20 protein-coding genes and 1 pseudogene are annotated in these 23884 nt (G+C 65.6%); 9 read left to right on the forward strand and 12 right to left on the reverse strand.

The window, feature by feature from the left end:
- Positions 1 to 230 precede the first annotated feature (230 nt).
- A complete protein-coding gene (locus tag QC826_RS07695) occupies positions 231 to 1385 on the forward strand; it encodes a PA0069 family radical SAM protein (protein ID WP_279765063.1) in 1155 nt (384 codons plus the stop codon).
- Positions 1386 to 1395: 10 nt separating this feature from the next.
- Here QC826_RS07695 and QC826_RS07700 read toward each other — a convergent pair whose 3' ends face one another.
- From QC826_RS07700 to QC826_RS07725, 6 genes are all read right to left on the reverse strand, one after another.
- The gene (locus tag QC826_RS07700; RefSeq protein ID WP_279765064.1) at positions 1396 to 2001 is read right to left on the reverse strand and encodes a gamma-glutamylcyclotransferase; all 606 of its coding nucleotides are present in this window, start codon (positions 1999 to 2001) and stop codon (positions 1396 to 1398) included.
- Positions 2002 to 2173: 172 nt separating this feature from the next.
- A complete protein-coding gene (locus QC826_RS07705) occupies positions 2174 to 4240 on the reverse strand; it encodes a TonB-dependent siderophore receptor (RefSeq protein WP_279765065.1) in 2067 nt (688 codons plus the stop codon).
- A 107-nt stretch (positions 4241 to 4347) separates the two neighbouring features.
- A complete protein-coding gene (locus tag QC826_RS07710; protein WP_279765066.1) occupies positions 4348 to 6228 on the reverse strand; it encodes an IucA/IucC family protein in 1881 nt (626 codons plus the stop codon).
- Positions 6225 to 7424: an MFS transporter gene (locus QC826_RS07715; RefSeq protein ID WP_279765067.1), complete on the reverse strand. Its 1200-nt coding sequence runs from the start codon at positions 7422 to 7424 to the stop codon at positions 6225 to 6227. Before QC826_RS07715 ends, QC826_RS07710 begins: the two co-directional genes overlap by 4 nt.
- Positions 7421 to 9304 (reverse strand): IucA/IucC family siderophore biosynthesis protein, encoded by a 1884-nt coding sequence (locus tag QC826_RS07720; protein WP_279765068.1) that lies wholly within the window; start codon positions 9302 to 9304, stop codon positions 7421 to 7423. The genes QC826_RS07715 and QC826_RS07720 overlap by 4 nt, the downstream gene beginning before the upstream one ends.
- A 137-nt stretch (positions 9305 to 9441) precedes the next feature.
- A complete protein-coding gene (locus QC826_RS07725) occupies positions 9442 to 10362 on the reverse strand; it encodes a LysR family transcriptional regulator (RefSeq protein WP_279765069.1) in 921 nt (306 codons plus the stop codon).
- A gap of 141 nt (positions 10363 to 10503) precedes the next feature.
- Between QC826_RS07725 and QC826_RS07730 the strand changes: the two genes are divergently transcribed.
- From QC826_RS07730 to maiA, 3 genes are read left to right on the forward strand one after another with little or no spacing between them, the layout of a single operon-like run.
- Entirely contained in the window at positions 10504 to 11046 is a 543-nt protein-coding gene (locus QC826_RS07730; protein WP_093389513.1) for a VOC family protein, read from the forward strand.
- A complete protein-coding gene (locus QC826_RS07735) occupies positions 11043 to 12065 on the forward strand; it encodes a fumarylacetoacetate hydrolase family protein (protein ID WP_279765070.1) in 1023 nt (340 codons plus the stop codon). Before QC826_RS07730 ends, QC826_RS07735 begins: the two co-directional genes overlap by 4 nt.
- A 1-nt stretch (position 12066) precedes the next feature.
- Entirely contained in the window at positions 12067 to 12711 is a 645-nt protein-coding gene (maiA, locus tag QC826_RS07740; protein WP_279765071.1) for a maleylacetoacetate isomerase, read from the forward strand.
- 100 nt (positions 12712 to 12811) lie between these two features.
- On the opposite strand, the gene QC826_RS07745 is transcribed toward maiA, so the two are convergent.
- From QC826_RS07745 to QC826_RS07765, 5 genes and pseudogenes are all read right to left on the reverse strand, one after another.
- A complete protein-coding gene (locus QC826_RS07745; protein ID WP_279765072.1) occupies positions 12812 to 13978 on the reverse strand; it encodes an ABC transporter permease in 1167 nt (388 codons plus the stop codon).
- 22 nt (positions 13979 to 14000) lie between these two features.
- Positions 14001 to 15158: an ABC transporter permease gene (locus QC826_RS07750; RefSeq protein ID WP_279765073.1), complete on the reverse strand. Its 1158-nt coding sequence runs from the start codon at positions 15156 to 15158 to the stop codon at positions 14001 to 14003.
- A 3-nt stretch (positions 15159 to 15161) separates the two neighbouring features.
- Positions 15162 to 15853, reverse strand: a pseudogene (locus QC826_RS07755) (ABC transporter ATP-binding protein).
- Positions 15854 to 15866: 13 nt separating this feature from the next.
- Positions 15867 to 17087: an efflux RND transporter periplasmic adaptor subunit gene (locus QC826_RS07760; RefSeq protein ID WP_279765074.1), complete on the reverse strand. Its 1221-nt coding sequence runs from the start codon at positions 17085 to 17087 to the stop codon at positions 15867 to 15869.
- Between the two features lie 282 nt (positions 17088 to 17369).
- Positions 17370 to 18398: an IS5 family transposase gene (locus tag QC826_RS07765; protein ID WP_409567861.1), complete on the reverse strand. Its 1029-nt coding sequence runs from the start codon at positions 18396 to 18398 to the stop codon at positions 17370 to 17372.
- A gap of 140 nt (positions 18399 to 18538) precedes the next feature.
- On the opposite strand from QC826_RS07765, the gene QC826_RS07770 reads away from it, so the two are divergent.
- The 3 genes from QC826_RS07770 (at position 18539) to QC826_RS07780 (ending at position 20542) form a co-directional block, all read left to right on the forward strand.
- Complete coding sequence (locus QC826_RS07770; RefSeq protein WP_279766414.1) at positions 18539 to 18847, forward strand: toprim domain-containing protein; 309 nt, start codon at positions 18539 to 18541, stop codon at positions 18845 to 18847.
- Positions 18848 to 19344: 497 nt separating this feature from the next.
- Positions 19345 to 20007 (forward strand): PEP-CTERM sorting domain-containing protein, encoded by a 663-nt coding sequence (locus QC826_RS07775; protein ID WP_279765076.1) that lies wholly within the window; start codon positions 19345 to 19347, stop codon positions 20005 to 20007.
- Between the two features lie 244 nt (positions 20008 to 20251).
- Positions 20252 to 20542: a transposase gene (locus QC826_RS07780; RefSeq protein ID WP_279765077.1), complete on the forward strand. Its 291-nt coding sequence runs from the start codon at positions 20252 to 20254 to the stop codon at positions 20540 to 20542.
- 13 nt (positions 20543 to 20555) lie between these two features.
- Here QC826_RS07780 and QC826_RS07785 read toward each other — a convergent pair whose 3' ends face one another.
- Positions 20556 to 21890, reverse strand: a complete 1335-nt coding sequence (locus tag QC826_RS07785) for an IS4 family transposase (protein ID WP_279765078.1) — start codon at positions 21888 to 21890, stop codon at positions 20556 to 20558.
- Positions 21891 to 22017: 127 nt separating this feature from the next.
- Here QC826_RS07785 and QC826_RS07790 point away from each other — a divergent pair, with 127 nt between their 5' ends.
- Positions 22018 to 22680 carry an IS5 family transposase gene (locus tag QC826_RS07790; RefSeq protein ID WP_279765079.1) on the forward strand — a complete coding sequence of 221 codons (663 nt, stop codon included), beginning with the start codon at positions 22018 to 22020 and terminating at the stop codon, positions 22678 to 22680.
- A 347-nt stretch (positions 22681 to 23027) separates the two neighbouring features.
- Positions 23028 to 23801 carry a uracil-DNA glycosylase gene (locus tag QC826_RS07795; RefSeq protein WP_279765080.1) on the forward strand — a complete coding sequence of 258 codons (774 nt, stop codon included), beginning with the start codon at positions 23028 to 23030 and terminating at the stop codon, positions 23799 to 23801.
- The last annotated feature ends 83 nt before the right edge of the window (positions 23802 to 23884 follow it).

The raw sequence follows: 23884 nt of genomic DNA on the forward strand, positions 1-23884 counted from the left end.
GGGCGCTGGGCCCGCCATGCCGCAGAAATGCACTGGGCGAGGCGCGGGGATCGTCGATCCCCGGATTTGTTGGCATGATACCAGCAAGCGGGCGGCCGCCACAGTGTCTCAGCGCAAGGCGCGGGGCTGGATGTGCGCTCGGACGATGATATTTTTTCATGGTTGAGCTTGATAAGCCGATTCGCCCGGCATAGAATACTGTGTATATATACAGTATTGGTGGGTGGGCTATGCCGGATGACGAACAACAAGAAGGGCAGGCGATGCTGCCGCCACGGCCGCTCAAGGCGAGCAAGGGGCGCGGCGCCGTATCCAACCTGCAGGGCCGCTTCGACAAGCAGGCCCGCGAGGAATACGACGACGGCTGGCCGCGCGAGGAGGAGGAGCCGCGCGCCTGGAAGACCCAGGTCACCGACGAGCAGGCCAAGACCATTCTCAGCCGCAACAGCTCGCCGGATCTGCCCTTCGGCGTGTCGCTCAACCCCTATCGCGGTTGCGAGCACGGTTGCATCTACTGCTACGCGCGGCCGACCCACAGCTATCTGGGGCTGTCGCCGGGGCTGGACTTCGAGAGCAAGATCTTCGCCAAGGTCAACGCGCCGGAACTGCTGCGGCGCGAGCTGGGCAAGGCCTCCTACGTGCCGGAGTCGATCGCGCTGGGCGTCAACACGGACGCCTACCAGCCCTGCGAGCGCGAGCTGCGTCTGACCCGCCGCATCCTGGAGGTGTTGCAGGAGTGCGAGCATCCGGTCGGGCTGATCACCAAGTCGGCGCTGGTCGAGCGCGATATCGACATTCTCGCGCCCATGGCCGCCAAGCGCCTGGCCGCCGCCGCCGTCACCTTGACGACGCTGGAGCCGTCCATCGCGCGCACGCTGGAGCCGCGCGCGGCGGCCCCGGCGCGGCGCCTGCGCACCATCCGCACGCTGACGGACGCCGGCATTCCGGTCAGCGTCAGCATCTCGCCCATCATTCCCTTCGTCACCGAACCGGAGATCGAGCACCTGCTGGAGGCGGCGCGCGACGCAGGCGCCGTCCACGCCCATTACGTGGTGCTGCGTTTGCCGTGGGAGGTCAACCCCCTGTTCCAGCAGTGGCTGCAGGCGCATTTTCCGGACCGGGCGCAGCGGGTCATGAACCGCGTGCGCGAAATGCGCGGCGGCAAGGACTACGACAGCGATTTTTCCACGCGGATGAAAGGCGAGGGCGTGTGGGCGGAGTTGATACGCCAGCGTTTCCAGATCGCCGTCGCCAGGCTCGGTATGACGGGGCGCGGCGACCGCTTCAAGGGGCTGGACACCTCGCAGTTCCGGCGGCCGCTGGTGATCCCGCCGCTGGGTTCAAAGGCCAAGGAGGGCTCGGCCGGACAAATGGATTTGTTTTGAAGGGGAGGGCTTAGGAATCCTGATGAATTTGCTTGCCCAGCTCGGTCAGATGCTGTTCGATGGCGAACACGTGCGGGTCGCTCTTGCCCAGTTCGCGCAGGGCGGCGGCCAGGTGGTTCAGGTAGTCGCTGTTGGGGCCGCTCGGGCCGCTGGATTGGGCGATCTGGCGCGCGATCTCCAGCTCGGAGGCGGCGCCGAGGAAGGCGGTGTTGTCCTCTGTGGCGATGTAGACCAGGCCCGGCACGCTGCGGCCGTCGTCGAACAGGATGGCGGTGCTCAGGCGCAGGTAGCCGTTCTTCTCGCGGTGGTCGAGGTGTTCGAACACTTGCGGCGTGACCAGGTAGGCCATGCCGTGGCAAATGGCACCGGCCTCGGGGATGATGGTGACGACGCGGCCCGGCGCTTCCGGCGTGCCGCGATGGTCGTGCGAGCCTTGCCAAAAGCGGCGCGTCCAGTCGGCGATGCTGGCCGGACGCCGTTCGAGGTAGGGAAAGTCGGCCTTGTAGATCAGCGAGCCGTAGCCGAACAACCAGACGCTGTGGTGGCCGTCGAGATTGTTCATCAGCTTGTTGGTGGCGATGGTGTCGGCGTTGCTGCGTTTGGATTGCTTGGACATGGTGTGCAAATGGGCTGGCTGCCGGCGAATAGCTGCGGTTGCGCAATTATACGGGCCGGCGGCCGGCGGCTGGCGCTACGGTGCGGGAGGAGCCGTCCGCCGCCAGCCATGGTTGGCCACCGCGCCCGCGCTGGGTTTGGTGGCCGAGGTGTGAAGTGTGAACCTGAGCGGCTTAGAAGCGGCTGCTCAGCGTCAGGCTGACGTTGCGCGGCGCACCCGGTTGAATCTGCACGTTGTTGATCGCCGATTCATGGAAATGCGCGTTGCCGAGGTTGTTCAGCTTGAGGCGCAGGTCGTAGGCCTTCTGGTGGTAGTTGAAGGTCGCGTCGACGCGGGCATAGCCGGGAAGGCGCACGGCGTTGTCGGACAAGGCGAACTGGTCGCTGTTGACCAGCACGCCAAGGCCGGCGCTGTAGGTGTCCGAGAACGACTGGTCCAGCCACAGGCTGGCGCGGTGGCGGGCGGTCATCTCGGCGCGGTTGCCGCTGGGGATGTCGTTCGAGGCGACGATGCGCGCGTCGTTGTAGGTGTAGGCGGTGCTGAGGCGTCCGCCCTGCCACAGCGCGCCCTGCAGTTCCAGCTCGACGCCCTGGTTGCGCTGCTTGCCCACCTGCAGCTGGCGCAGGCCGGCCGGATCGCTCGGGTCCAGCGTCAGCTGGTTGCGTTGTTCGATGCGGAACAGGGCGACGGTGGTGAAGAAGCGTTTGTTGAGCCAGTCGCGCTTGTAGCCGATCTCCTGCAGATCGGTCTGCATCGGCTTGACCTGCTTGAGTGGCGTGCTGGAGGTGTACAGCAGGTCGCCGCCGGCCGGCTGGTGCGAGCGGCTCAGGTTCAGGTACAGCGACTGGTTGTCGTCGGCCTGGTAGACCAGGCCCACGCGGGGCGAGGCCAGGTTGTCGCTGCGTTCGCTCAGCTCGTTCTTTTTGAGATGGTTGTTTTGTTCCTGGCGGAAGCGGTCGAAGCGCACGCCCAGCAGCGCCTTCCACTGCGCGCCCAGGCTGATCTGGTCTTGCAGGTACAGGGCGGCCGTCTTGGCGGTGAAGCTGTTGTCCAGCGACAAGGGCAGGCTGTTGAAGTCCGGCGCGGCCAGCACGTGTTGCGGCGCGTACAGGTCGACCGGGAAGGCGATCGCCGTCTGGCCGGTGCGCACGTCGCGTTTTTGCTGCGCCAGTTCCACGCCGGCCAGGATGGTGTGGTTGGCCAGCGCGTAGGTCAGCTCGGTCTGGTTGATCAGATTGCGTTGGTTCTGCGGGAAGTAGGTGATCTGGCGCGACAGCGTGCCGTTGGCGTTGACGCGGCGGCTGCGCGTGTTGACGCCGGACAGGTCGGTGTGGCTGTACTGCAGCGTGTTGTTGAGCTTGAGTTGCTGGTTGATGCGGTGGTCCAGGCTGGCGCGGACGATCTCGCTGTTGGTGTCGGTGTAGTCGTAGCGCTCGCCGTAGAAGGTGCCGGCCGGCACATTGAGCGGGCGTCCGTTGAGCGACGGCACGCCACGGTCGGGCGTGCGCTGCTCGCGCTGGATTTCGGCCTGCAGCAGCAGGCTGGTGTCGGCGCCGAGCTTGATGGCGGCCGAGGGGGCGATCAGTTTGCGGCTGTGTTCGACCACGTCGCGGTAGCTGTCGCCGCTGTCGTAGACGCCGATCAGGCGGGCGTTGACCTGGTCGTTGAGGGCGCCGCCGACGTCGACGCTGACGCGGCGTTCGCGGTCCGAACCGAGCGTGGCCGATATTTCGTTGGCCTGGCCGGCCTTCGGTTTCTTGCTGACGCGGTTGATCAGGCCGCCGGCCGAGCCGCGTCCGTACAGCGCCGCCGCCGCGCCTTTGACGACCTCGATTTGTTCGGTGGTGGCCAGGTCGCGGAAGTACAGGTTGTCGTCGCGCATGCCGTCGACGCTGGTGTCGCGCAGCGAGTAGAAGCCGCGAATGTAGAACTCGTCGCGGCGGCCCTCGCCCTGGCCGGCGACGACGCTGCTGACATAGTCGAGCGCGTCCTTGCTGCTGAGGGCGGCGCGCTTGCGCAGGCTCTCTTGCGTGACGAGGCTGATCGACTGTGGCGTTTCCAGCAGCGTGCTGGCGGTCTTGGTGGCGCCGGCGATCAGCGCTTGGCCGCCAACGTTGCTGGCGTTGACGTTGATTTGGTCCAGTTGTTGCGTCGGCTGGGCGTGGGCCGAACCGGCGGCCAGGAACAGCGCGGACAAGAGCAGGGGCAGGGGTTTTGCAGTGGTGCGGAGATGAGTCATGGAGGGCTATCGTAAAAAATAAAAAATAAAAAATACACAGTAAAAAGTCGGGACCGGAAACCTGGGGTGGCGTTGCGACCTTTCGGCAACAAGGGCGCGGCACCACGCTAATGCATGGGCGGCGCGCCGTTGACGACGCCCAGCGGGTGGTACAAGGGCAGATAGCTGGCGTGCCGGTCGGCCTGGCGCAGGAAGCGGGTGAGCAGATTGCCCTTGGCCGGCAGCGGTTCGCCCGCCAGCAAGCCCTGGATGCGGCGGTTCGCCTCCGCGCCGGGGAATTGCGTCAGGTAGTCCTGCAGGGTGCCGCGCAGCACGCCCCATAGCGCCAGGTAGAGGTTGTGGTTGCCGTTGGCGATGATGCCGATGGCCTCGCAAAGGTTGTTGACGAACAGGCAGTAGCCGATTCGCGTCCAAGCGCGCTGCTCGTCGCAGCACAGCGCCTCGCGCGTGTCCGGCGCCAACTCCAGCGCCTCGGTCAGGGCGTGGGCGCGGGGCGCCAGCCGGGTCAGCTCCAGGTCGCGCAGGATCACGTGGCTGGGGGCGCCTTCCTGGTCCAGGCCCACCACCGTGTTTTGCATGTGCGGTTCGAAGGCCACGCCTTTTTCGAACAGCAGGTAGAGGATGGGATGGACCGCCGCCTCGGCGTAGCGGGCGAACCAGGCGCAGGCGGCGCGTTCCAGCGGCAGGCCGCGATGCAGGGCGTAGCGTTCGATCAGGGCGAACACGCGCTGCCGGCCGTGCTCGCCGTTGCCGAACAGCGCGGCGCACAACAGGGGCTGGACGCCTTGGCGCAGCAGCTCGCCCAGGCCTTCGCGCAGCATCATGCCGAAGCCGTTCTCGAGTTCCTTGTCGGCCTCGCCGCCGCCGGGGAAGGCCACGGCCAGGTAGGCGCGCTCCTCCAGCACGTGGAAGCGGGGGAAGCGGGCCTGCATCTCGCCCTGCATGGCGCGATACAGGCGGCTGCCGGTCAGCGCCCCCTCCAGTTCGTGGCGGGCGTTGTTGCGGATGCAGTTGGTGATGCGCATGTTGAGCGACAGCTTGAGGAAGCCGTCGGCGTCGTCGGACAGCAAGGTGCGGATCGAGGCGGTCGGGTGGAAGGGCGCGCCGCCTTCGCCCAGGTCGCGCACTTCGCCGCTGCGCAGCGCGGCGGCGATGCGCTCCTGCCGCGCCAGCCAGTCGGCCTGCCAGGGATGCAGCGGCACGATGACGCCGTCGGCCGCCGCCGTCAGCCCGTGCCGGCACAGGCGATCGAGCAGCCCGGCGGCCGGCGTCTGGTCCAGGCTGGCGCTGCGCAGCCAGGCGCGGGGAATCTCGAAGTAGCGCAGCCGCAGCCTGGCCTTGTGCTCCGGCGAGTAGTTCCGCTGCTCGTCGGGCGACCAGTCAGAGCGGCTCTTCGGCGCCGGATGGAAGGGGTGGCCGGTCAACAGGCTTTGCTCGCTGTCGATATACGCCTGCGGCGGCGTCAGCTGGACCGGCGCGGCGGCGTGGCGCGCCGTCGGCTGGCGTTCCAGCAGGTCTTGCATGGTGGCGATGCTGTCGCCGATTTGTTGCAGCAGCTCCTCGTTGAAGCCGGTGTCGGCGCGCAACGACAGGTCCTCGATCACCAGCCGCGCCACGTCGTGCCAGTCGGCCTCGCGCCACGCCCCGTCGCCGCGCTGCACGAACACCGCGCTGGTGTAGTCGAAATTGCAGGTCGCCGAGACGTGCAGCACGCCCACGCGCAAGCGGCTGCCAAGGCGCGCCAGCGTTATCTCGAGCAACTGGCCCTGGTAGTCGGGCGGCATCGGCGCCCGCCCGGCGGCCGGCAGCACCGCCATCGTGTGTTCGTGCATGGCCACCTCGCGCGCATAGCAGTTGATGAGCAGGCGGCAATGCTGCTGTTCGGCGAAGCGCGGCGAGCCGTAGCCGGGCTGGCGTGTCGGCCCGGCACTGGCGCCGGCCGTCGCGGCCAGCGCCTGTTGTTGCAAAAGCGTCAGTGGTGAGTTCATGGCGTTTTCCATTTCATCGAGAGATAGAGCAATCCGAGCAGGGCGCAGCCGAGCCACATGGGCGCCGCGTAGCCCAGCGGCGCGACCAGCACACTGGCCAGCAGGCCGGCGCCGACCGCGCCCCATTTGTTGGCCCCTTCGAGCCGGCCGAAGTGGCGTCCCGCCTGCGCGCCGACGGTGGTGGCGGCGGCCAGGCTGTTGATGGCCAGGTTGGCGCCGGTCATGCCGACGCCCATCAGCAGGCGTCCGGCCACCAGCCAGGCCAGGTTGTCGGCGCACAGCTGCAACAGCAGGCTGGCACAGGTGAGCGCGGCATAGCGCGCCAGGCTGGCGCGGGCGTTGGCGAAGCGCAGCGTGCGGCCGAGCGGCCAGGCCAGCAGCAGGAACAGCGCGTGCGGCAGACCGAACAGCAGGCCCGCCGTGGCCGCGCCGATGCCGAGCCGGCTGCCCAGGTCGATGACGAAGTACGGATAGGACAGCACGGTGCCGATGGTGAACAAGGCCTGCAAGCGGTAAAGGGTGGCGGCGCCGATGCCGCATGCGGCGCCGGCCTGGACCGCCGCCGCCGCCGCCGCCGTGCCGGACGCGGCCGCGTCGGCCGCCGCCGCGCCGCCGTTCGCGGCCGGCTCGGGCAGGAAGAACAGGATCAGGCTGGCGGCGGCGGGAAACAAGGCCAGATAGAGGAACAGTTGCAGCAGGTCGGCGCGGCCGCTGAGCAGGCCGATCAGCGCCGGGCCGACGAACAGGGCGGTGCGCGCCGAGCCTTGCATCAGGCCGAGCAACGTGGCCAGGCGCGAGGCGGGCACCTGCTCGGCCAGGAAGGCGTTGGAGGCGGAAAAGGTGCCGCCCAGCAGGCCCTGCAAGGTCAGACCGAGAGCGAATTCGAGCGGCGTGCGGGCCAGGCCGGTCAGGACGAAGCTCAGGCACAGGCCGGCGTGGGCGCGAACCAGCGAGGCGCGCCGGCCGATGCGGTCGGCCAGCCGGCCCCACAGGGGATTGGCGATGGCGGCGGCCAGCGTCGGCAGCGTGAAGTACCAGCCGGCCAATGCCAGCGACTGCGAGGAGAAGTTGGCCTGCAGGATGTAGGCGTAGAACGGCGGCATGCACAGGGCGGCGAAGGCGGCGCCGAAATGGCCGCCCACCGTCACCAGCACCGGCCGGGTGAACAGCGCCGGCATCGCTGCTGCCGCACTCACGCCGCCACGCCGAGGCCAGCGTCAACGCCAGCGCCGCCACCGGCACCAGCCCCAGCACCGGCACCAGCACCGGCATCTGCACCGGCACCGGCACCCGCATCGGCAACGACATCGGCCTCTGCCTCGGCCAGCGGGTTGGCGGCGTGGCGGAAGCGCGGCGTGCTCCAGCCCAGCAGGCGGCGCGCCGCCAGGCACTCCAGTTGCAGCCCCGGGCCGAGCAGGTCGAACACGCGATGCCGCTCGGCCATCTCGGGAAAGCCGGCCTGGTAGGCCAGCACGGTGGCGCGCGCCTGGCGCCAAAAGGCGGCCTCGGCGTAGTCGGCGTGCAGCGCCAGGCGGTGCGCGAGTTCGCCCAGGTTGATGAAGAACAGCACCTCGAGCAGATAGTCGCGCGCCTCGCCGGTCGAGCCGAAGGCGAAGCCGGCGCTGGCGTTGAGGGCGTTGCGGTAGGCCGGCGCGCCGCGCAGCCCGGCCAGCGCGTCCAAGTCGGTGCAGCTGGCGGGCAAATAGTGCAGGCCGCCGGGCAGGTCGCGCACGGCGATGCGGCGGGGCAGGCCGTCGCGCAGGATCAGCAGGGTGTTTTGCGCGTGTCCTTCGAGCAGCACGCCGTGCGCCATCATCAGGTGCAGGAAGGGCGGCACCACCGCCTCGAGCAGGGCGGCGACCCAGGCCGCGGCGCCGTGTTGGCGCAGCCACGGCGCGATGCTCAGCGCGCCGTCCTGCTCCAGGCCGCACAAGCCGGTCATCGGAAACACCTGTTCGCCCGGCGCCAGCCGCGACTCGGGCGACTGGCGCCAAATGGCGCCCAGCAGGCCGTAGGCGTCCGGCCGGGTCTGCTCGTCGGCCAGGGTGATGCCGATCGGCTCGGCCAGGATCGCCAGCTTGCCGTCGGCGAGGAAGGGATCGGCGCGGCAAACGCCGTCCAGCCAGCGCGAGATGATGGGCGCGTTGTGCACGTGGTGGTCGGACAGGATGCGGTCGGCCGAGCTGTTGGCGATGCCCAGCGGCAGCTTGAGGTTGTGCAGCTCGCGCCCGTCGAGCGCGCTGAGCGAACGGATCGATTGCTGCGCCAGCCAGCGGCCGCCGCCTTCGCCCAGCGCCAGCAGGCGGCCGTCGGCCAGCCAGTCGGCGTAGCGCAGCTGGATGCAATGCTGCCAGTGCCAGGGGTGGGCCGGCAGCAGCAGGTAGTCGGCCGGCGCGTGGCCCTGTTGCTCGACCAGACCGAGCAGGCGGGCGTATTCGGCCCGGCCCAGTTGTCCGGACAGAAAGGTGGCGTAGTCCAGCTCGGCCAGCGCGTGCACCGCGCCGAGGCGCCGCTCCAGCGCCAGCCAGACCAGTTGCATCGGCTGGGCGAACTCGGGGCCGTAGCGCAGATGGTCGTCGACGCTGAAACCCATGCGCGAGCGGAAGCAGGGATGGTAGAGGTGGCCGTCGCCCAGGCCGGCCTCCTGCCAGCGGTAGGGCGAGCGCAGCGTGGCGGCGCGCGGCGCGGCGCTGGAGTAGGCTTGCTTGAGCGCGGTGTTGTGCAGCTCGGCGACGAATTGGCGCAGCGCCGGCGGGGCCGCGTCCAGATGGCGCAGCAACTGCGGCACGGCGGTGCCGATGTCGGGCGCCGCGCCGCCGCGCCCGTCGGCGTGGCGCAGCGCGCCGCTCAGGCGCAGGCGGCCGAAGGGGCCGGCCTGCTGGATGTCGATCAGGTAGTGGCAGGCTTGGCCCTGCTCGTCCCGGCCGCACAGGGCGAGCGCGGCGGGCGCCCCCGCCGTGCCGTCGAGCACCCATCCTTGCAGAAATCCCTCGCACCAGAAGGCTTCGATGAATTGCCGCAGCGTGCGCTCGCGCGCGGCGGGGTAGAAGGCGGGGAAGGACAGTTCGCTGGACATGGGCACCTGGGTTGCTTGAAAGCTTGCCGAATTGATATTCGCAAAGCTTAGCCCGGACTCGTTTGAATGTCAATGCAAATGATAATGATTCGCATTATCTATGTGAGGCGAAGGCGCGGCGCGCCCCTGCCGCCGGCTCAGGCGCCGCGCACCGTCACGTTCCATTCGTGGGTGTCGACGAACTCGTGCAGGAAGGCGACGAAGCTCTCGGCCGCCGGCGACAGGGCGCGGGCGTTCTTGGTGTAGACGAAGAAGCGGCGCGTCAGCTCGGGGTCTTGCAGCAGGCGCATCCGCAGGCCGTACAGCTTGACCATCGGCTCGGCGTAGGGCAGGCAGACGGTGATGCCCAGCTTGGCGCTGACCATGGCCAGCGCGGTGGTCATGAAGGTCACCTCGTTGTACGGGCTGAGCGAGAGCTCGCGGAAGGACACGTGCATGTCGTGCAGCAGCCGCTCGGTGAACTGGCCCTGCAAGGCGATGAAGGGGTAGTCGTTGACGTCGGCCCAGCTGATGCGCTCGCGCTGTTCGAGCGCGTGGCCGGGCGGGAACACCAGCACGAAGGGCATCTCGAGCAGCACCCGGGCGTCGATCTCGGCGGTCGGCTCGCGCTCGGGGCCGATGCCGAAGTCGACCTCGCCGCTGAACACGCGGGCCGAGACGTTCTCCACCGGACAGTCGACCAGCTTGACCTGCACGTCCGGATAGGCCAGCCGGTAGGCGGCGATCACCTCCGGCAGCAGGGTGCAGGACATCATCTGCGGCGCCGCCACCCGCACCATGCCCTTCTTCAGCGCCTTGCGGTTGGCGATGTCGGCCATGGCGCCGTCCAAGTCCTGCAGCATCTTGTCGAACAGCGGATACAGCTCGCGGCCCAGCTCGGACAGCTGCGCCTTGCGCGTGGTGCGCTCGACCACCTTCACGCCGAGCAGCTGCTCGAGCTCCTTGATCTGCCCGCTCAGGGCCGACTGCGTCACGTGCAAAATTTCGGCGGCCAGGGTGAAGCTGCCGGTCTTGGCGAGCGCCACCAGGGCGCGCATTTGGCGCAGGCTAGGATTCATAAGGAATTCTGATAAGTGGAGGTAAAAATACCGTTTGTATGATATCTGAAACTGGCATCTAATGCTAAGCATAGATGCCGCGCCCGTCGTTAGTGCCACACTGCCGACCCGCAGCGAACGAATTCACCCCCGGAGACAACGATGAAAATCAAACAAATCCACCATGTGGCCTACCGCTGCATCGACGCCAAGCAGACCGTCGACTGGTATGTGAAACACCTGAACATGAACTTCGTGCTGGCCATCGCCGAGAACGAGGTGCCGTCGACCAAGGCGCCGGACCCGTACATGCACGTCTTCCTCGACGCCGGCCACGGCAACGTGCTGGCCTTCTTCGAGCTGCCGACCCAGCCGCCGATGGACCGCGACCACAACACCCCGGCCTGGGTGCAGCACCTGGCGCTGGAGGTGGGCAGCATGGAAGAGCTGTTGGCCGCCAAGGAGCAGCTGGTCGCCGGCGGCATCGAGGTGCTCGGCCCGGTCTACCACGGCATCTTCAAGTCGATCTACTTCTTCGACCCGAACGGCCACCGCCTCGAACTGGCCGCCAACATCGGCACGCCGGAGATGATGCAGCAGCTCGACTCGGTCAAGTGGGAGATGCTGGAGGAGTGGTCGCGCACGCGCAAGGCGCCCAAGCACGCCGCCTGGATGCACGCGCCGGAAGCGGAGGTGAAGGCATGAAGCTCGCCAGCCTGAAAAACGGCGGCCGCGACGGCGCCCTGGTGGTCGTCAGCCGCGACCTGAACAACTATGTCGCCGTGCCGCAGATCGCCGCCACGCTGCAGCTGGCGCTGGACAACTGGGACGCCATCGCGCCGCGGTTGGAGCAGGTCTACGCCGCGCTCAACGCCGGCAGCGCCGCGCTGGCCCAGCCCTTCGAGCAGAGCCTGTGCCACTCGCCGCTGCCGCGCGCCTACCAGTGGGCCGACGGCTCGGCCTACATCAACCACGTCGAGCTGGTGCGCCGCGCCCGCAACGCCGAGGTGCCGGCCTCGTTCTACACCGACCCGCTGATGTACCAGGGCGGCTCGGACAGCTTCATCGGTCCGCGCGACCCGATCTTCGCGCTGACGGAAGAGTGGGGCATCGACCTGGAGGCCGAAGTGGCCGTCATCACCGGCGACGTCGCCATGGGCGCGACCGAGGCCGACGCCGCCAAGGCGATCCGCCTGGTGATGCTGGTGAACGACGTCTCGCTGCGCAACCTGATCCCCAACGAGCTGGCCAAGGGCTTCGGCTTCTTCCAGTCGAAGGCGGCCAGCGCCTTCTCGCCGGTGGCGGTCACGCCCGACGAGTTGGGCGGCCACTGGGCCGACACCAAGCTGCACCTGCCGCTGTTGGTGGAACTGAGCGGCAAGCCCTTCGGCAAGCCGAACGCCGGCGAGGACATGACCTTCAACTTCGCCCAGCTGGTGGCGCACGCCGCCCGCACGCGCGAGCTGGCGGCCGGCACCATCATCGGCTCCGGCACGGTGTCGAACAAGCAGGGCAACCTGCACGGCTCGAGCATCGAAAACGGCGGTGTCGGCTACTGCTGCCTGGCCGAGGTGCGCATGTACGAGACCATCGAAGGCGGCAAGCCGAGCACCGGCTTCCTCAAGTTCGGCGACAGCGTGCGCATCGAAATGCGCGACGAGCAGGGCGCCAGCATCTTCGGCAGCATCGACCAGACCGTGGCGCGCTACCAGGAGCGCCGCTGAGATGAAGCTGTACACCTACTTCCGTAGCTCGGCCGCTTATCGGGTGCGCATCGCGCTGAACCTGAAGGGGCTGGACTACGAAGCGGTGCCGGTGCATTTGCTGCGCAATGGCGGCGAGCAGCTGGTCGAGGCCTACCGCGCCGTCAACCCCAGCGCGCTGGTGCCGGCGCTGGACGACGACGGCGCGCTGCTCAGCCAGTCGCTGGCGATCATCGAGTATCTCGACGAGACCCGGCCGCTGGCGCCGTTGCTGCCGGCCGACGCGCTCGGCCGCGCCCGCGTGCGCGCGCTGGCGCAGACGGTGGCCTGCGACATCCATCCGTTGGCGAACCTGCGCGTGCTCAAGTATTTGAAGGGGCCGCTCGGCGTGTCGGAGGAGGTCAAGCTGCAGTGGGTCGTCCACTGGGTCGGCGAGGGCATGGCGATGCTGGAGGCGCACCTGGCGCGCGATCCGCACACCGGCCGCTTCTGCCACGGCGACACGCCCGGCCTGGCCGACTGCTGCCTGGTGCCGCAGGTGTTCAACGCGCAGCGCTTCGACATCGACATGGCGGCCTATCCGACCGTCATGCGCATCCACGCCAACTGCGCCGCGCTGCCGGCCTTCGTCCAGGCGCATCCGGCGCAACAGCCGGACGCCGAGTAGGCGGACTGCAGGTCCAGAGGGTCAGACCCTAGGGTCTGACCCTGCTTCGCCGCCGCCGCCGGGCTTCATCTGCCTCGCGGCTGTTGGCGAGTCGCCCGGCTCAGGCGGCGCGCAGCGCGTCGACGATCTGCATGCGCGCCGCCCGCAGGGCCGGCAGGAAGCCGCCCACCATCCCCATCACCAGCGAGAACAGCAGCGTCTTCACAATGATCGCGGCGTTCAGCTTGAAGCCGAAGGCCAGTTCGGAGAAGGACTGGAAGTTCGTCGTCGAGAACGACAGGAACTGCATCAGCGAGGCGAAGGCCAGCCCGACCACGCCGCCCACCACCGCCAGCAGCATAGCCTCCGTCAAAAACGCCGCGAGGATGTTCCTGCGCTGGAAACCCAGCGCGCGCAAGGTGCCGATCTCGCCGACCCGGTTGGCCACCGAGGCGTACATGGTGATGGTCGCCCCGATCATCGCGCCGATGGAGAAAATCACCGACAGGGTCAGGCCGAGGATGCTGATGAAGGTCGACAGCGCGCGCGACTGGTCCGAGTAGAAGGTCTGCTCGCGCTTGGCCTCCAGGGTCAGCCGCTGGTCGCCCTCGATGTCCTTCTTGAAGCCGTCGAAGCGGCCGCTGTCGGCCAGGCGCAGCACCACGGACGAGTAGACGTTGCGGCGGAAGGCCTGCATCAACTGGTCGGCGTCGCCCCAGATCTCCGAATCGAAGCCGCTGTTGCCGGCGTCGAACAAGCCGACCACGGTCCACTCGCGCTGGCCGAAGCGCAGCGTTTCGCCGATGCCGGCGCCGGAGAAGCGCCGCGCGATGCTGGCGCCGGCGACGATCTCCGAGGCGCCCGGGCGGAACATGCGCCCCGCCGTCAGCTTGACCTGCGGCCGCAGCGTCAGCGCGCGCGCGCCGACGCCGCGGATGATGATGTTGGACGGCTTGTCCGAGCCGCGCTTGTTGAGCGAGATGAGCACCAGCGTCTCCTTCGACAGCATCGGCTGGCCGTCGGCGCCCAGGCCGATGGCCGCATGGCTGGCGGCGATGTTGGCCTGGGTGCGGTCGACGCCGCTCTGCACCTCGGTCTCGGCCGAGCGGCGGATCAGCACCACGTTGTCGTACTCGCCGGTGGTGACCAGGGTGTTGCGCAGGCCCTCGTCGAGCATCAATACGGCGGCGAAGACGAACACCACCAGCGCCAGGCCGCCGGCCGTCAGCGCCGTGGTCAGGCGGCGCGCCCACAGGTTGCGCGCGATGTAGGAGAGGGGGATGCTCATGGCGCCTCGTTCATTGGTGTGCTCATCCTATGCTGCGCAGGCCGTCGACGATGTTGACGCGGATCGCCCGCAGCGTCGGCGCGATGGCCGCCACCACGCCGATGCCCAGCGCCGCCAGCACCTGCTGCAGCACCGTCAGCGGCGCCACCTCGAACACCGGGAACATGGTGCCCATCTTGGCGCCGAAGCCGGCCGCCACCGGGTACAGCAGGGCGATGCCCAGGCCGGCGCCGGCCAGGGCCAGCAGCATCGACTCGCCGAAGATCATCAGCGCCAGGAAGCCCGGGCCGAAGCCGAGCGCCTTCAAGGTGGCGTACTCGCCGAGCCGCTCGCGCGCGCTCATCGCCATGGTGTTGGCCATCACCGCCATGATGATCAGGATGACCACGAAGGACACCACGCGGATCGCCACCACGATCGCCTCCGACATCGAGACGAAGCCGAGCTGGAAGGCCTTCTCGGTCTCGGTCAAGGTCTCGGCCAGCGAGTTGCGGAACTGCGCGTCGATGGTCGCCGAGACGGTGGCGGCGTCCTCGGCGCGGGCGATGCGCACCACGTAGACGCCGATCTGGTTGCCGCGCCGCGGCGCCACCTTGAGGATGCTCTCGTTGATGTAGTCCCAGTGGAAGAACATGGTCGCCGTGTTGGTGCCGGTTTGCCGCCCGTCGTAGATGCCGCGCACCACGAACTCCCAATTGCCCGGGTAGATCGTGCCCTTGATCGGGATGACGTCGCCGAGCTTGAAGCCGTACTGCTGCGCCAGTTTGCGGCCGACGATGGCGCCCTTGCGGTCGCGCAGGAAGGCGGCGCGCTCGGCCTCGGGCAGCAGGTAGTCGGGGTAGATGTCGAGGTAGCTCTGGCCGGAGATGGCGAACTGGGCGAAGAAGTTCTTCGGGTCCTGGTAGACGCCGCCGAACCAGTTGGCGTAGCCGACCCCGGTCACGCCGTCCACGCCGCGCAGCTTGGCCTGGTAGGACAGCGGCAGCGGGAACACCAGCGAGGTCTTGTTGCGCGTGACCAGGGTGGTGTTGGAGGCGCCCTCGGCGCCGGCGTACCAGGCGTCGACCACCGTTTGCAGCAGGCCGAAGGAGAGCGTCGCCACCACCAGGCCGAGCACCGTCAGCACGGTGCGCAGCTTGTGGCGCAGGGCGTTCTTGATGATCAGGCGCAGCGCGTACATGGGCTAGCCGGCCACGGCCGCTTCGGCCATCAGCTCGCCTTTTTCCAGGTGCACCATGCTGCGCGCCTGCGCCGCCGCGTGGGCGTCGTGGGTGACCATGATGATGGTCTTGCCGAGCTCGCGGTTGAGCTGGTTCAGCAGGGCCAGCACCTCGCTGGCCGACTGGCGGTCCAGGTCGCCGGTGGGCTCGTCGGCGACGATCAGGGTCGGGTCGGTGACGATGGCGCGGGCGATCGCCACGCGCTGCTGTTGGCCGCCGGACAGCTCGTTGGGCGTGTGGTCCATGCGGTCGGCCAGGTTGACCATGGCCAGCGTCAGCTCGACCCGCTCGCGCCGTTCGCGCCGCGACAGCTTGGTCAGCAGCAGCGGCAGCTCGACGTTCTCGAACGCCGTCAGCACCGGCATCAGGTTGTAGAACTGGAAGATGAAGCCGATGTTGGCGGCGCGCCAGCGCGCCAGCTCGCTCTCGCCCATGCCGGCGATGTCCAGGCCGGCCACGCGCAGCACGCCGCTGTCGGGCTTGTCGATGCCGGCGATCAGGTTGAGCAGGGTGCTCTTGCCCGAGCCGGAAGGGCCATCAGCGCGGTGAAGTCGCCCGGCTGGATGGTCAGGCTGATGTCGGTCAGCACCGGCACGATCTGCCCGCCGCGCCGGTAGGACTTCACCAGGTGTTCGATCTGGACCAAGGGCTGCATGGGTTCTCTCCGCCTATTTCTTCACCACGCCGACCAACTGGCCGTCGTGCAGCTTGGCGTCCGGCGCCAGCACCACCTTGTCGCCGGCCTTCAGGCCCTTGACCTCGACCAGCTCGCCGATCTTGCGCCCGCTGCTCACCGCCACCTGCTTGAGCTTGTCGCCGTCGACCACGAAGGCGGCCGGCTTGCCCTCGCGCGTGACGATGGCGCCCGGCTGGACGGCGCTGACGGCCTGCTTGTCCTCGGCCGGCACCGGCTTGGACAGGAAGGCCACCTTGGCGCTCATGTCCGGCAGCACGCGGGGGTCGCGCTCGGCGAAGCGCACCTTGACCAGCAGGGTGGCCTTGCTGCGGTCCACCGTCGGCACCATGCGCGAGACCACGCCGGCCAGGCGCAGCTCGGGGAAGGCGTCGAGCTGGATCTCGGCCGGCTGGTCGACGCGGATCTTGCTCAGGTTGGACTCCGACACGTCGGCCTCCACCTCCAGCGTGTCCATGTCGGCGATGGTGACGACGGCGCCCTTGCTGTCGGCGGCCGACGAGAACGGCGTGATGTTGTCGCCCACGTTGGCGCTCTTGGTCAGGATCACACCGTCGAAGGGGGCGCGGATCACCGTCTGGTCCAGCGCCACCTGGGCCACCTGGGCGTTGGCCTGGGCCGCCGCGATGCCGGCGCGGTAGCCGCTGATGTTGGCCTTGGCCTTGTTCAGCCGCGCCTGCGCCGCGTCGTAGGTGGCGGCGGCGATGAATTTCTGTTTGAGCAGGTCGGCGGCGCGCTGGAAGGCGGCCTGGGCGTCGGCCAGCTCGGCCTGTCCCTGCTCCAGGTTGGCCTGCGCCACCTTGATGTTGGCCTGCGCCTGGCCCAGGCTGGCGCTGACGTCGCGGTTCTCCAAGCGGGCGATGACCTCGTCCTTTTTGACCCGGCTGCCTTCCAACACGCCGAGCCATTCCAGCCGGCCGGTGGCCTTCGACGACAGCGCCGCCTTGCGCTGCGCCACCACGTAGCCGGTGGCGTTGAGCAGGGTGTAGTTCTGCGCCGGATAGGCCTGCGCCACCGTCACCGTTTCCACGCTGGGCTTGCCGTTCAACAAGCGTCCGGCCGCCATCGCCAGCACCGCCAGCACCACCACGCCGACCGCCAGCTTGACCCAGCGCCGCCGCCGCGAGCGTTGGCCGGGAATCTGCGCCGTCGGCGCCCGTTCGATCTTGAGCTTGGAGATGTCTGGAGTTGCCACGTATTACCTCGAAAAGGATAGGGCTGAGCAGTGGGACGGGGAAAGACCTGATAATCTTGCTATATCGTTGAAATAAACGCAAGAGGCCCAGGGTAAGTAGCGCGCATTTAAGGCCACCTCGAATAACTGGCTTTCGTAACGACGTGAAGGAAAAAGCGCCTGCCAGCCGGCGTTGAGGGCAATAGAGAAATGGATCGCGCGGCTGAGCGGAACAGGCGTTGGTGAGCGAGCAGCCGGATCTAGCGGTGGAAAAACAGCCCTTTCAGCCGATCCCCCCGCTGTTCAGAACGGTGGCAGCCCGCGTTCTTTCAAGAAGACGAGCCGCTTCAAGTTGTAGCTGGCCGCTTTGAGGTGCAACGCGAAGGTGGCGCGCACAATGCCCAGGCATCGCACGAGTTTTCCGCCCATCTGCGCCAGCGCTCCGAACACATGCTCGACGCGGGCGCGCGGCGTGGCGATGCGGCGGTTGCGCCGTTTCTGCGCGGCCGAAATACCTTTGGTGGCGTGGCCCCGGCGCTGGATGTGGACATGCCAGCCGGCCTGTTCGAGCGCGCTTTCGCGCTCGGCGCTGGGGTAGCCCCGGTCGGCGTACACCGCTTTGCTGGTGTTGCTCGGATCGAGCAAGGCCTCGAATACGGTGGTGTCGGCCACCGCGGCGTTGGTGACGGCGATTTTGCGGATGAGTTTGTAGCGTTTGTCCACACTGGCGTGCAGCTTGTAGCCGAAGTGCGATTTAGCGTGCTTTTTGGTCCAGCGCGCGTCGACATCTTTTTGCGCCCGTTTGTGGGGTTTCCAGGTCAGGGGCATGGTGCCCTCTTTGACGGTGTCGGCCTCGTCACGCTTGTTGCGTTGTACCGGCGCCTGCACCAACGAGGCATCAACGATCTGGCCGCAGCGCGCCATGTAACCATGTTTTTGCAATTGCTGTTGGACCTGCTCGAACACCAGCGTGCCGGCGCCGGCCTGGGCCAGGCGGTCGCGAAACAACCAGATCGTCTTGGCGTCGGGAATGCTGCTGCTCTCGGTCAGATCCAGAAATTGCAGGAAACTGCGGCGGTCGAGCAACTGGTACTCGAGCGCGTCGTCGGCCAGGTTGTAGAGCTGCTGGAGCACCAGGATCTTCACCATCAACACAGTCGGATACGGCGGACGGCCGCCCTTGGCGCGCGAAGGCCTCGGCGCTGCGGCATCGATGCTGGCGGCCAGCGCGTCGAAGTCCACATGGTTGGTTAAACCGACCAGCGGATCGCCGATCTTTGTACGTCGATCTTCGCGTTCATGTTCTGCAAACAGGCTGATCCGGGGCTTCATCATTGTGGTACTCGTTGGTCGCGGGCTGATGCAAGAATTTTACCGAACCGGCGAGCGGCAGGCTAGGTTTCTAGAGGTGGCCTTAACCGGGTTTTCTGTTCCACTGCACCTCAGACCCCCAGTTCACCGGCGAGAAGGATATTGCCTACCTCAGCACGGGCGGCAGCATGAGCGCGCACCAGCGCGAGCTGGTGCGGGGCGTGCTGGCCAAGGCGGCCGGGCGCAGGGTCGAGATCGTGCTGGCCGCCGACCGCGACGAGGCCGGGCAGAAGCTCATGCAGGAAGTGGCACGGTTGGCCCCGGAGGGGACAAGGTTGTTTTCCCAAGAACCTTCCTACGGGAAGGACTGGAACGAGCAATTGCAGGAGCACGACCGCCGCCGAAGCCGGGAGCGGGAGCGTGAACAGGAAAAAGTGAAGCAGCGTAGCCGGGGAATGGATCGTTACTAACTTTCCACTTAGAAAAGCCACTTTTCCCCTATGAGGAAGCATGACTATACTTTCTGGAAAATTAGTAAGTGTCTGGACATGTAGCGTCAATATTTTCACCAAGGGCATGGAGAAATCTGTCGGAAATTTTTACAGCCAAGTTCGATTTCACCTATTTTTTTATTCGCAAATTCTTAGTAATCAATGGCTTATCTTCATTGGGCCAAAATTTGCTTAGTGGTTGACTTGACGGATCATTTAAGACTTTGGATATTTTTCTCTTTCGGCATTATTTCCGATAAAAATTATTCAAAGACAACATTAAAAAATTATTCTGTTAGCAAGTATTCACCAATACTCCTCAATCCGTTCCGCTTGACATGGTCGAATGTAAAAAATTTATTCTCCGTGTTAATCACTATTTTTCTCGCGGTCCCGTTGACCCATGCGAACCTAATCACGAATGGAAGCTTTGAAACTCCCGTAGTTACAAATGAAAGTTTTTTAAGGATCGTATCATGAAATCATTGGCATGGATCAGATGTCTCGCTACATTAATTTTTCTCACGATTAGCATAAACTCACACGCTTTCTTTATTCAGGCCACAGATCCGAGATTTGGTATCAATTCAGTTTCAATAGATACCAGCACCAATCTTGCGTGGCTAGATTTAAATTTTACTGAAGGTCGAACCTATATTGATGTCGCAAGCGAAACCGGACCTAACGGTGATTTTTCTGGGTACCGCTATGCGACTCCCGAAGAAATTAATAACTTATTCGATGAGTTCGGTTTTTTTGGGCATCAAATATCTCCTGGAGTGAATACAGATGCATTTTTTCAGTTCTTTGGATCTACCTCGACGCAGAGTGGATTTCCTGAAATAGCTGGATGGGCTTCAAATGCTCTTGGGAGTGCGACGAATATTTATGGGCTAGACTTTTTTTTTGATTCATCAAATCCTCAATATTTAATAGAGCGGGGAGATGCTCGCTGGCAAAACCCAACGGATATTTTTGGTGGCACCGGTAGTTGGCTGGTTCAGGTCATTCCCGAACCCGCAACTTTGCCCCTTATCGTCATTGGTTTCCTGGGTTTTCTCATCGTAGGCCGGCGACACCAGCGACAGACATCGCATCCGTGTTCGTTGCCGGTTCGCTCGCTGTCAAGCGGATGCTAAACTCGCGCAAGCTAGGGGGCCGGCCTTATATTTGACAATTGCCGGTACCGGAAGGCCGTAACCCGCAATAAGGCCACCTCTAGAAACCTAGCCTGCCGCTCGCCGGTTCGGTAAAATTCTTGCATCAGCTCGCGACCAACGAGTACCACAATGATGAAGCCCCGGATCAGCCCTGTTTGCAGAACATGAACGCGAAGATCGGCGTACAAAGATCGGCGATCCGCTGGTCGGTTTAACCAACCATGTGGACTTCGACGCGCTGGCCGCCAGCATCGATGCCGCAGCGCCGAGGCCTTCGCGCGCCAAGGGCGGCCGTCCGCCGTATCCGACTGTGTTGATGGTGAAGATCCTGGTGCTCCAGCAGCTCTACAACCTGGCCGACGACGCGCTCGAGTACCAGTTGCTCGACCGCCGCAGTTTCCTGCAATTTCTGGATCTGACCGAGAGCAGCAGCATTCCCGACGCCAAGACGATCTGGTTGTTTCGCGACCGCCTGGCCCAGGCCGGCGCCGGCACGCTGGTGTTCGAGCCATAGGGTTACACACAAATTATTGATCGCGTAAGGCAGCCAGTGTTGCGGCCGATATGCGGACCTCTTGCAGGCCCAGCCATATCGTCTTCACGCCGGGTTCGCCATCGCTCTTGCGACCGATGAACCCGCCCAATCGGGCCACCAGACGCAGCACCTCGTTCAATGTTGGTGTGCGATCCGGTGCTGGTTTGGTATTGGTCAACAGGTAGGCACCATGAATTTCATCCGGACTGAAGAAGAGATTGGCGTCGAGATCGGGACAGGTTCTGCCCAGGCGCATCAGATGTGCAATTCGCCACGAGATCACCATGTACAAAGCCAGCGCCCGCTCGATTCCATCGATGCTGCCCAGTTGCATCGACTCGACCCGACAGCCATTCTTGAGCACGTTGAAGAACATCTCAATCTCCCAGCGCGCCCGGTACCAGTCAATGAGTTCGATGACGTCCTCCAGCGTCGGCGCGGCGCGATTCGTCAGCAAACGCCATTCGACCGGCTTGCAGCCTTGGGGCGCGTCGATTTCCCGCGCGATCACGCACGTGACGGTGACGGCGCCGGGTTTGCCGGCGTGAAGTTCGACCGATGTGGCCCACAGTTCCTGGCGCACCTTGCGCTCCTTGACGCCATGGCGCGCGCCCATTGTGAAGACGATCTGGCCCAAGGGTGTGCCGGCGCAGGTGCGTTCCCACAGCCGCTCGCCATCGGGCAAGCAGCGGTTATGTTTGGCGCGGACCAACCAGTCTGCCGGCGTGCCGAGCTCCTTGGCACACTGCATCAGGCCCAGCATATCGCCCTCGCGGTCGGCCACGTAGACCAACCGACTCAACGGCACGCGGCTAGCCATCTCGGCGACCCGTTGGTAACCCTCGATCCAGCGCGCACTCTCACTCTGACCAGAACGCACGCCCGCGGCATCGCGCGCCTCGCGCGCCCACATCCAGGCGTCGCACACGCCGAGCGGTTCGCGTTGCGGGGTTACGGCATAGGTCGGGTGCACATACATGCCACGGCGAGCCTCGTAATTGAGCGGGCCCAGGCCGCGCACCTTCTGGCCGTTGAAATCGAGTTCGGTGGTGTCCTGCAGGCACAATACGACACGATGGCCGGCCATGCGCTGTTCCGTTCGTTCCCAGTGCGGCGCCATGATGCCCTGCCATGTAACCTCGTCGTTGTCGAGGAAACGATAGGCCGCCGCCATGTCCGTCCAGCCATCGCACGCCATCGGAATGCTCGCCGTCGGCTTGGCCGCGAACGCCTCAACCATTACCCGCGCCCGCTTGTTCAGCCGCGCATCGCCAAGGTCCATTTCCGAGAATTCTTCCGCAACCCAATGCTTCGATTCAGTAGCCAACGCGTCACCCAAATTCCGAAAAGTAAACGCTTTTTTCGGAAGTTTACAAGCCCCAATGCTAAGTCTTTGAATGTAAACAGTTTTCCTGGTGGTTGGAGGGCCACTCAAAAGTTGTGTGTAACCCTATGTGTTCGAGCAGGTCCAACAGCAATTGCAAAAACATGGTTACATGGCGCGCTGCGGCCAGATCGTTGATGCCTCGTTGGTGCAGGCGCCGGTACAACGCAACAAGCGTGACGAGGCCGACACCGTCAAAGAGGGCACCATGCCCCTGACCTGGAAACCCCACAAACGGGCGCAAAAAGATGTCGACGCGTGCTGGACCAAAAAGCACGCTAAATCGCACTTCGGCTACAAGCTGCACGCCAGTGTGGACAAACGCTACAAACTCATCCGCAAAATCGCCGTCACCAACGCCGCGGTGGCCGACACCACCGTATTCGAGGCCTTGCTCGATCCGAGCAACACCAGCAAAGCGGTGTACGCCGACCGGGGCTACCCCAGCGCCGAGCGCGAAAGCGCGCTCGAACAGGCCGGCTGGCATGTCCACATCCAGCGCCGGGGCCACGCCACCAAAGGTATTTCGGCCGCGCAGAAACGGCGCAACCGCCGCATCGCCACGCCGCGCGCCCGCGTCGAGCATGTGTTCGGAGCGCTGGCGCAGATGGGCGGAAAACTCGTGCGATGCTTGGGCATTGTGCGCGCCACCTTCGCGTTGCACCTCAAAGCGGCCAGCTACAACTTGAAGCGGCTCGTCTTCTTGAAAGAACGCGGGCTGCCACCGTTCTAAACAGCGGGGGGATCGGCTGAAAGGGCTGTTTTTCCACCGCTAGATCCGGCTGCTCGCTCACCAACGCCTGTTCCGCTCAGCCGCGCGATCCATTTCTCTATTGCCCTCAACGCCGGCTGGCAGGCGCTTTTTCCTTCACGTCGTTACGAAAGCCAGTTATTCGAGGTGGCCTTAAGTGCCGCGCCGGGCAATTCGGAAAAAATGCGCGCGCCGCCGCGTGATAGATGTATCACAGCCGCATGAAGGCCATATGACGGTCATATGACGGCCATATGGCGGTGGCGACTCGCCGTGGCCGGCCTTGCGCTACAATTTGCCCTTTCCCGCCGTCACCGACCATTTCCGCAATGACCATCCCGAGCTCCATCCTCGCCGCGCTGGCGCGCGCCCATGTCTCCTGGCAAGCCATCTTGACCGAGGGGCTGCAGGCGGTGCAGGCGGCCGACCCCGCCTATCTGGCCGACTTGGCCGCCGACGCCTACCTGCCCACCGAGCAACGCCTGTTCGCCGCCTTCGCCCTGCCGCTGGACCTGGTGCGCTACGTGCTGGTGGGCGAGGGGCCGTATCCGCGCGCCGAGAGCGCCACCGGGGTCTGCTTCATGGACGGCGCGGTCGGCAGCCTGTGGTCGGCGGAGCCGGGCGGCGGCCTGTCCAAGCCGGTCAACAAGGCCACCTCGCTGCGCAACTTTATGAAGATGTTATTGGTTGCCGATGGTCAGTTGTTGGCAGACAACACCGCCGGCAACGCGCTGGCCGAGGTGGCCGAACGCGCCCGCGCCGGCGCCGCCATCCAAACCCTGGCCCAGTTGCAGGACAAGCTGGGCGCCCAGGGTTTCCTGCTGCTCAACGCCTCGCTGGTGTTCCGCCCGCACGTGGCGCCGGTCAAGGACGCCAGGGCCTGGCTGCCCTTCTTCGAGACGGTGATGGCCGGCCTGGCCCGCCAGGCGGCGACGCCGCCGACGCTCGTACTATGGGGAAAGATCGCCGAGCAGCTGAATAAGTTGCCGGTAATGAAAAAGTTTCCGCAGATCGTCACCGAGCATCCCTACAACCTGAGTTTCATCGGCAACACGTCCATGCATGCGCTGTTCGGGCCGATGCGTCTGCTGCGTGTGGAGTGAGGGGGAAGGGCCGGGCAAGAGGGCCGGCAAAGCGTGGGGCCATCCGACGCGATACGCCAAAGTTTGGTATACTTGACTAAATC

This window comes from Rugamonas sp. DEMB1, assembly GCF_029834475.1.
Lineage (GTDB): Bacteria > Pseudomonadota > Gammaproteobacteria > Burkholderiales > Burkholderiaceae_D > Rugamonas > Rugamonas rubra.

What these genes read in the sequence shown, in the direction of transcription:
- QC826_RS07695 (WP_279765063.1), top strand. Translation starts at nt 231, where the DNA reads ATGCCGGATGACGAACAACAAGAAGGGCAGGCGATGCTGCCGCCACGG.
- QC826_RS07720 (WP_279765068.1), bottom strand. Translation starts at nt 9,304, where the DNA reads ATGTCCAGCGAACTGTCCTTCCCCGCCTTCTACCCCGCCGCGCGCGAG.
- QC826_RS07725 (WP_279765069.1), bottom strand. Translation starts at nt 10,362, where the DNA reads ATGAATCCTAGCCTGCGCCAAATGCGCGCCCTGGTGGCGCTCGCCAAG.
- QC826_RS07745 (WP_279765072.1), bottom strand. Translation starts at nt 13,978, where the DNA reads ATGAGCATCCCCCTCTCCTACATCGCGCGCAACCTGTGGGCGCGCCGC.
- QC826_RS07735 (WP_279765070.1), top strand. Translation starts at nt 11,043, where the DNA reads ATGAAGCTCGCCAGCCTGAAAAACGGCGGCCGCGACGGCGCCCTGGTG.
- QC826_RS07765 (WP_409567861.1), bottom strand. Translation starts at nt 18,398, where the DNA reads ATGAAGCCCCGGATCAGCCTGTTTGCAGAACATGAACGCGAAGATCGA.
- QC826_RS07700 (WP_279765064.1), bottom strand. Translation starts at nt 2,001, where the DNA reads ATGTCCAAGCAATCCAAACGCAGCAACGCCGACACCATCGCCACCAAC.
- QC826_RS07775 (WP_279765076.1), top strand. Translation starts at nt 19,345, where the DNA reads ATGAAATCATTGGCATGGATCAGATGTCTCGCTACATTAATTTTTCTC.
- QC826_RS07730 (WP_093389513.1), top strand. Translation starts at nt 10,504, where the DNA reads ATGAAAATCAAACAAATCCACCATGTGGCCTACCGCTGCATCGACGCC.
- QC826_RS07795 (WP_279765080.1), top strand. Translation starts at nt 23,028, where the DNA reads ATGACCATCCCGAGCTCCATCCTCGCCGCGCTGGCGCGCGCCCATGTC.
- QC826_RS07710 (WP_279765066.1), bottom strand. Translation starts at nt 6,228, where the DNA reads ATGAACTCACCACTGACGCTTTTGCAACAACAGGCGCTGGCCGCGACG.
- maiA (WP_279765071.1), top strand. Translation starts at nt 12,067, where the DNA reads ATGAAGCTGTACACCTACTTCCGTAGCTCGGCCGCTTATCGGGTGCGC.
- QC826_RS07705 (WP_279765065.1), bottom strand. Translation starts at nt 4,240, where the DNA reads ATGACTCATCTCCGCACCACTGCAAAACCCCTGCCCCTGCTCTTGTCC.
- QC826_RS07750 (WP_279765073.1), bottom strand. Translation starts at nt 15,158, where the DNA reads ATGTACGCGCTGCGCCTGATCATCAAGAACGCCCTGCGCCACAAGCTG.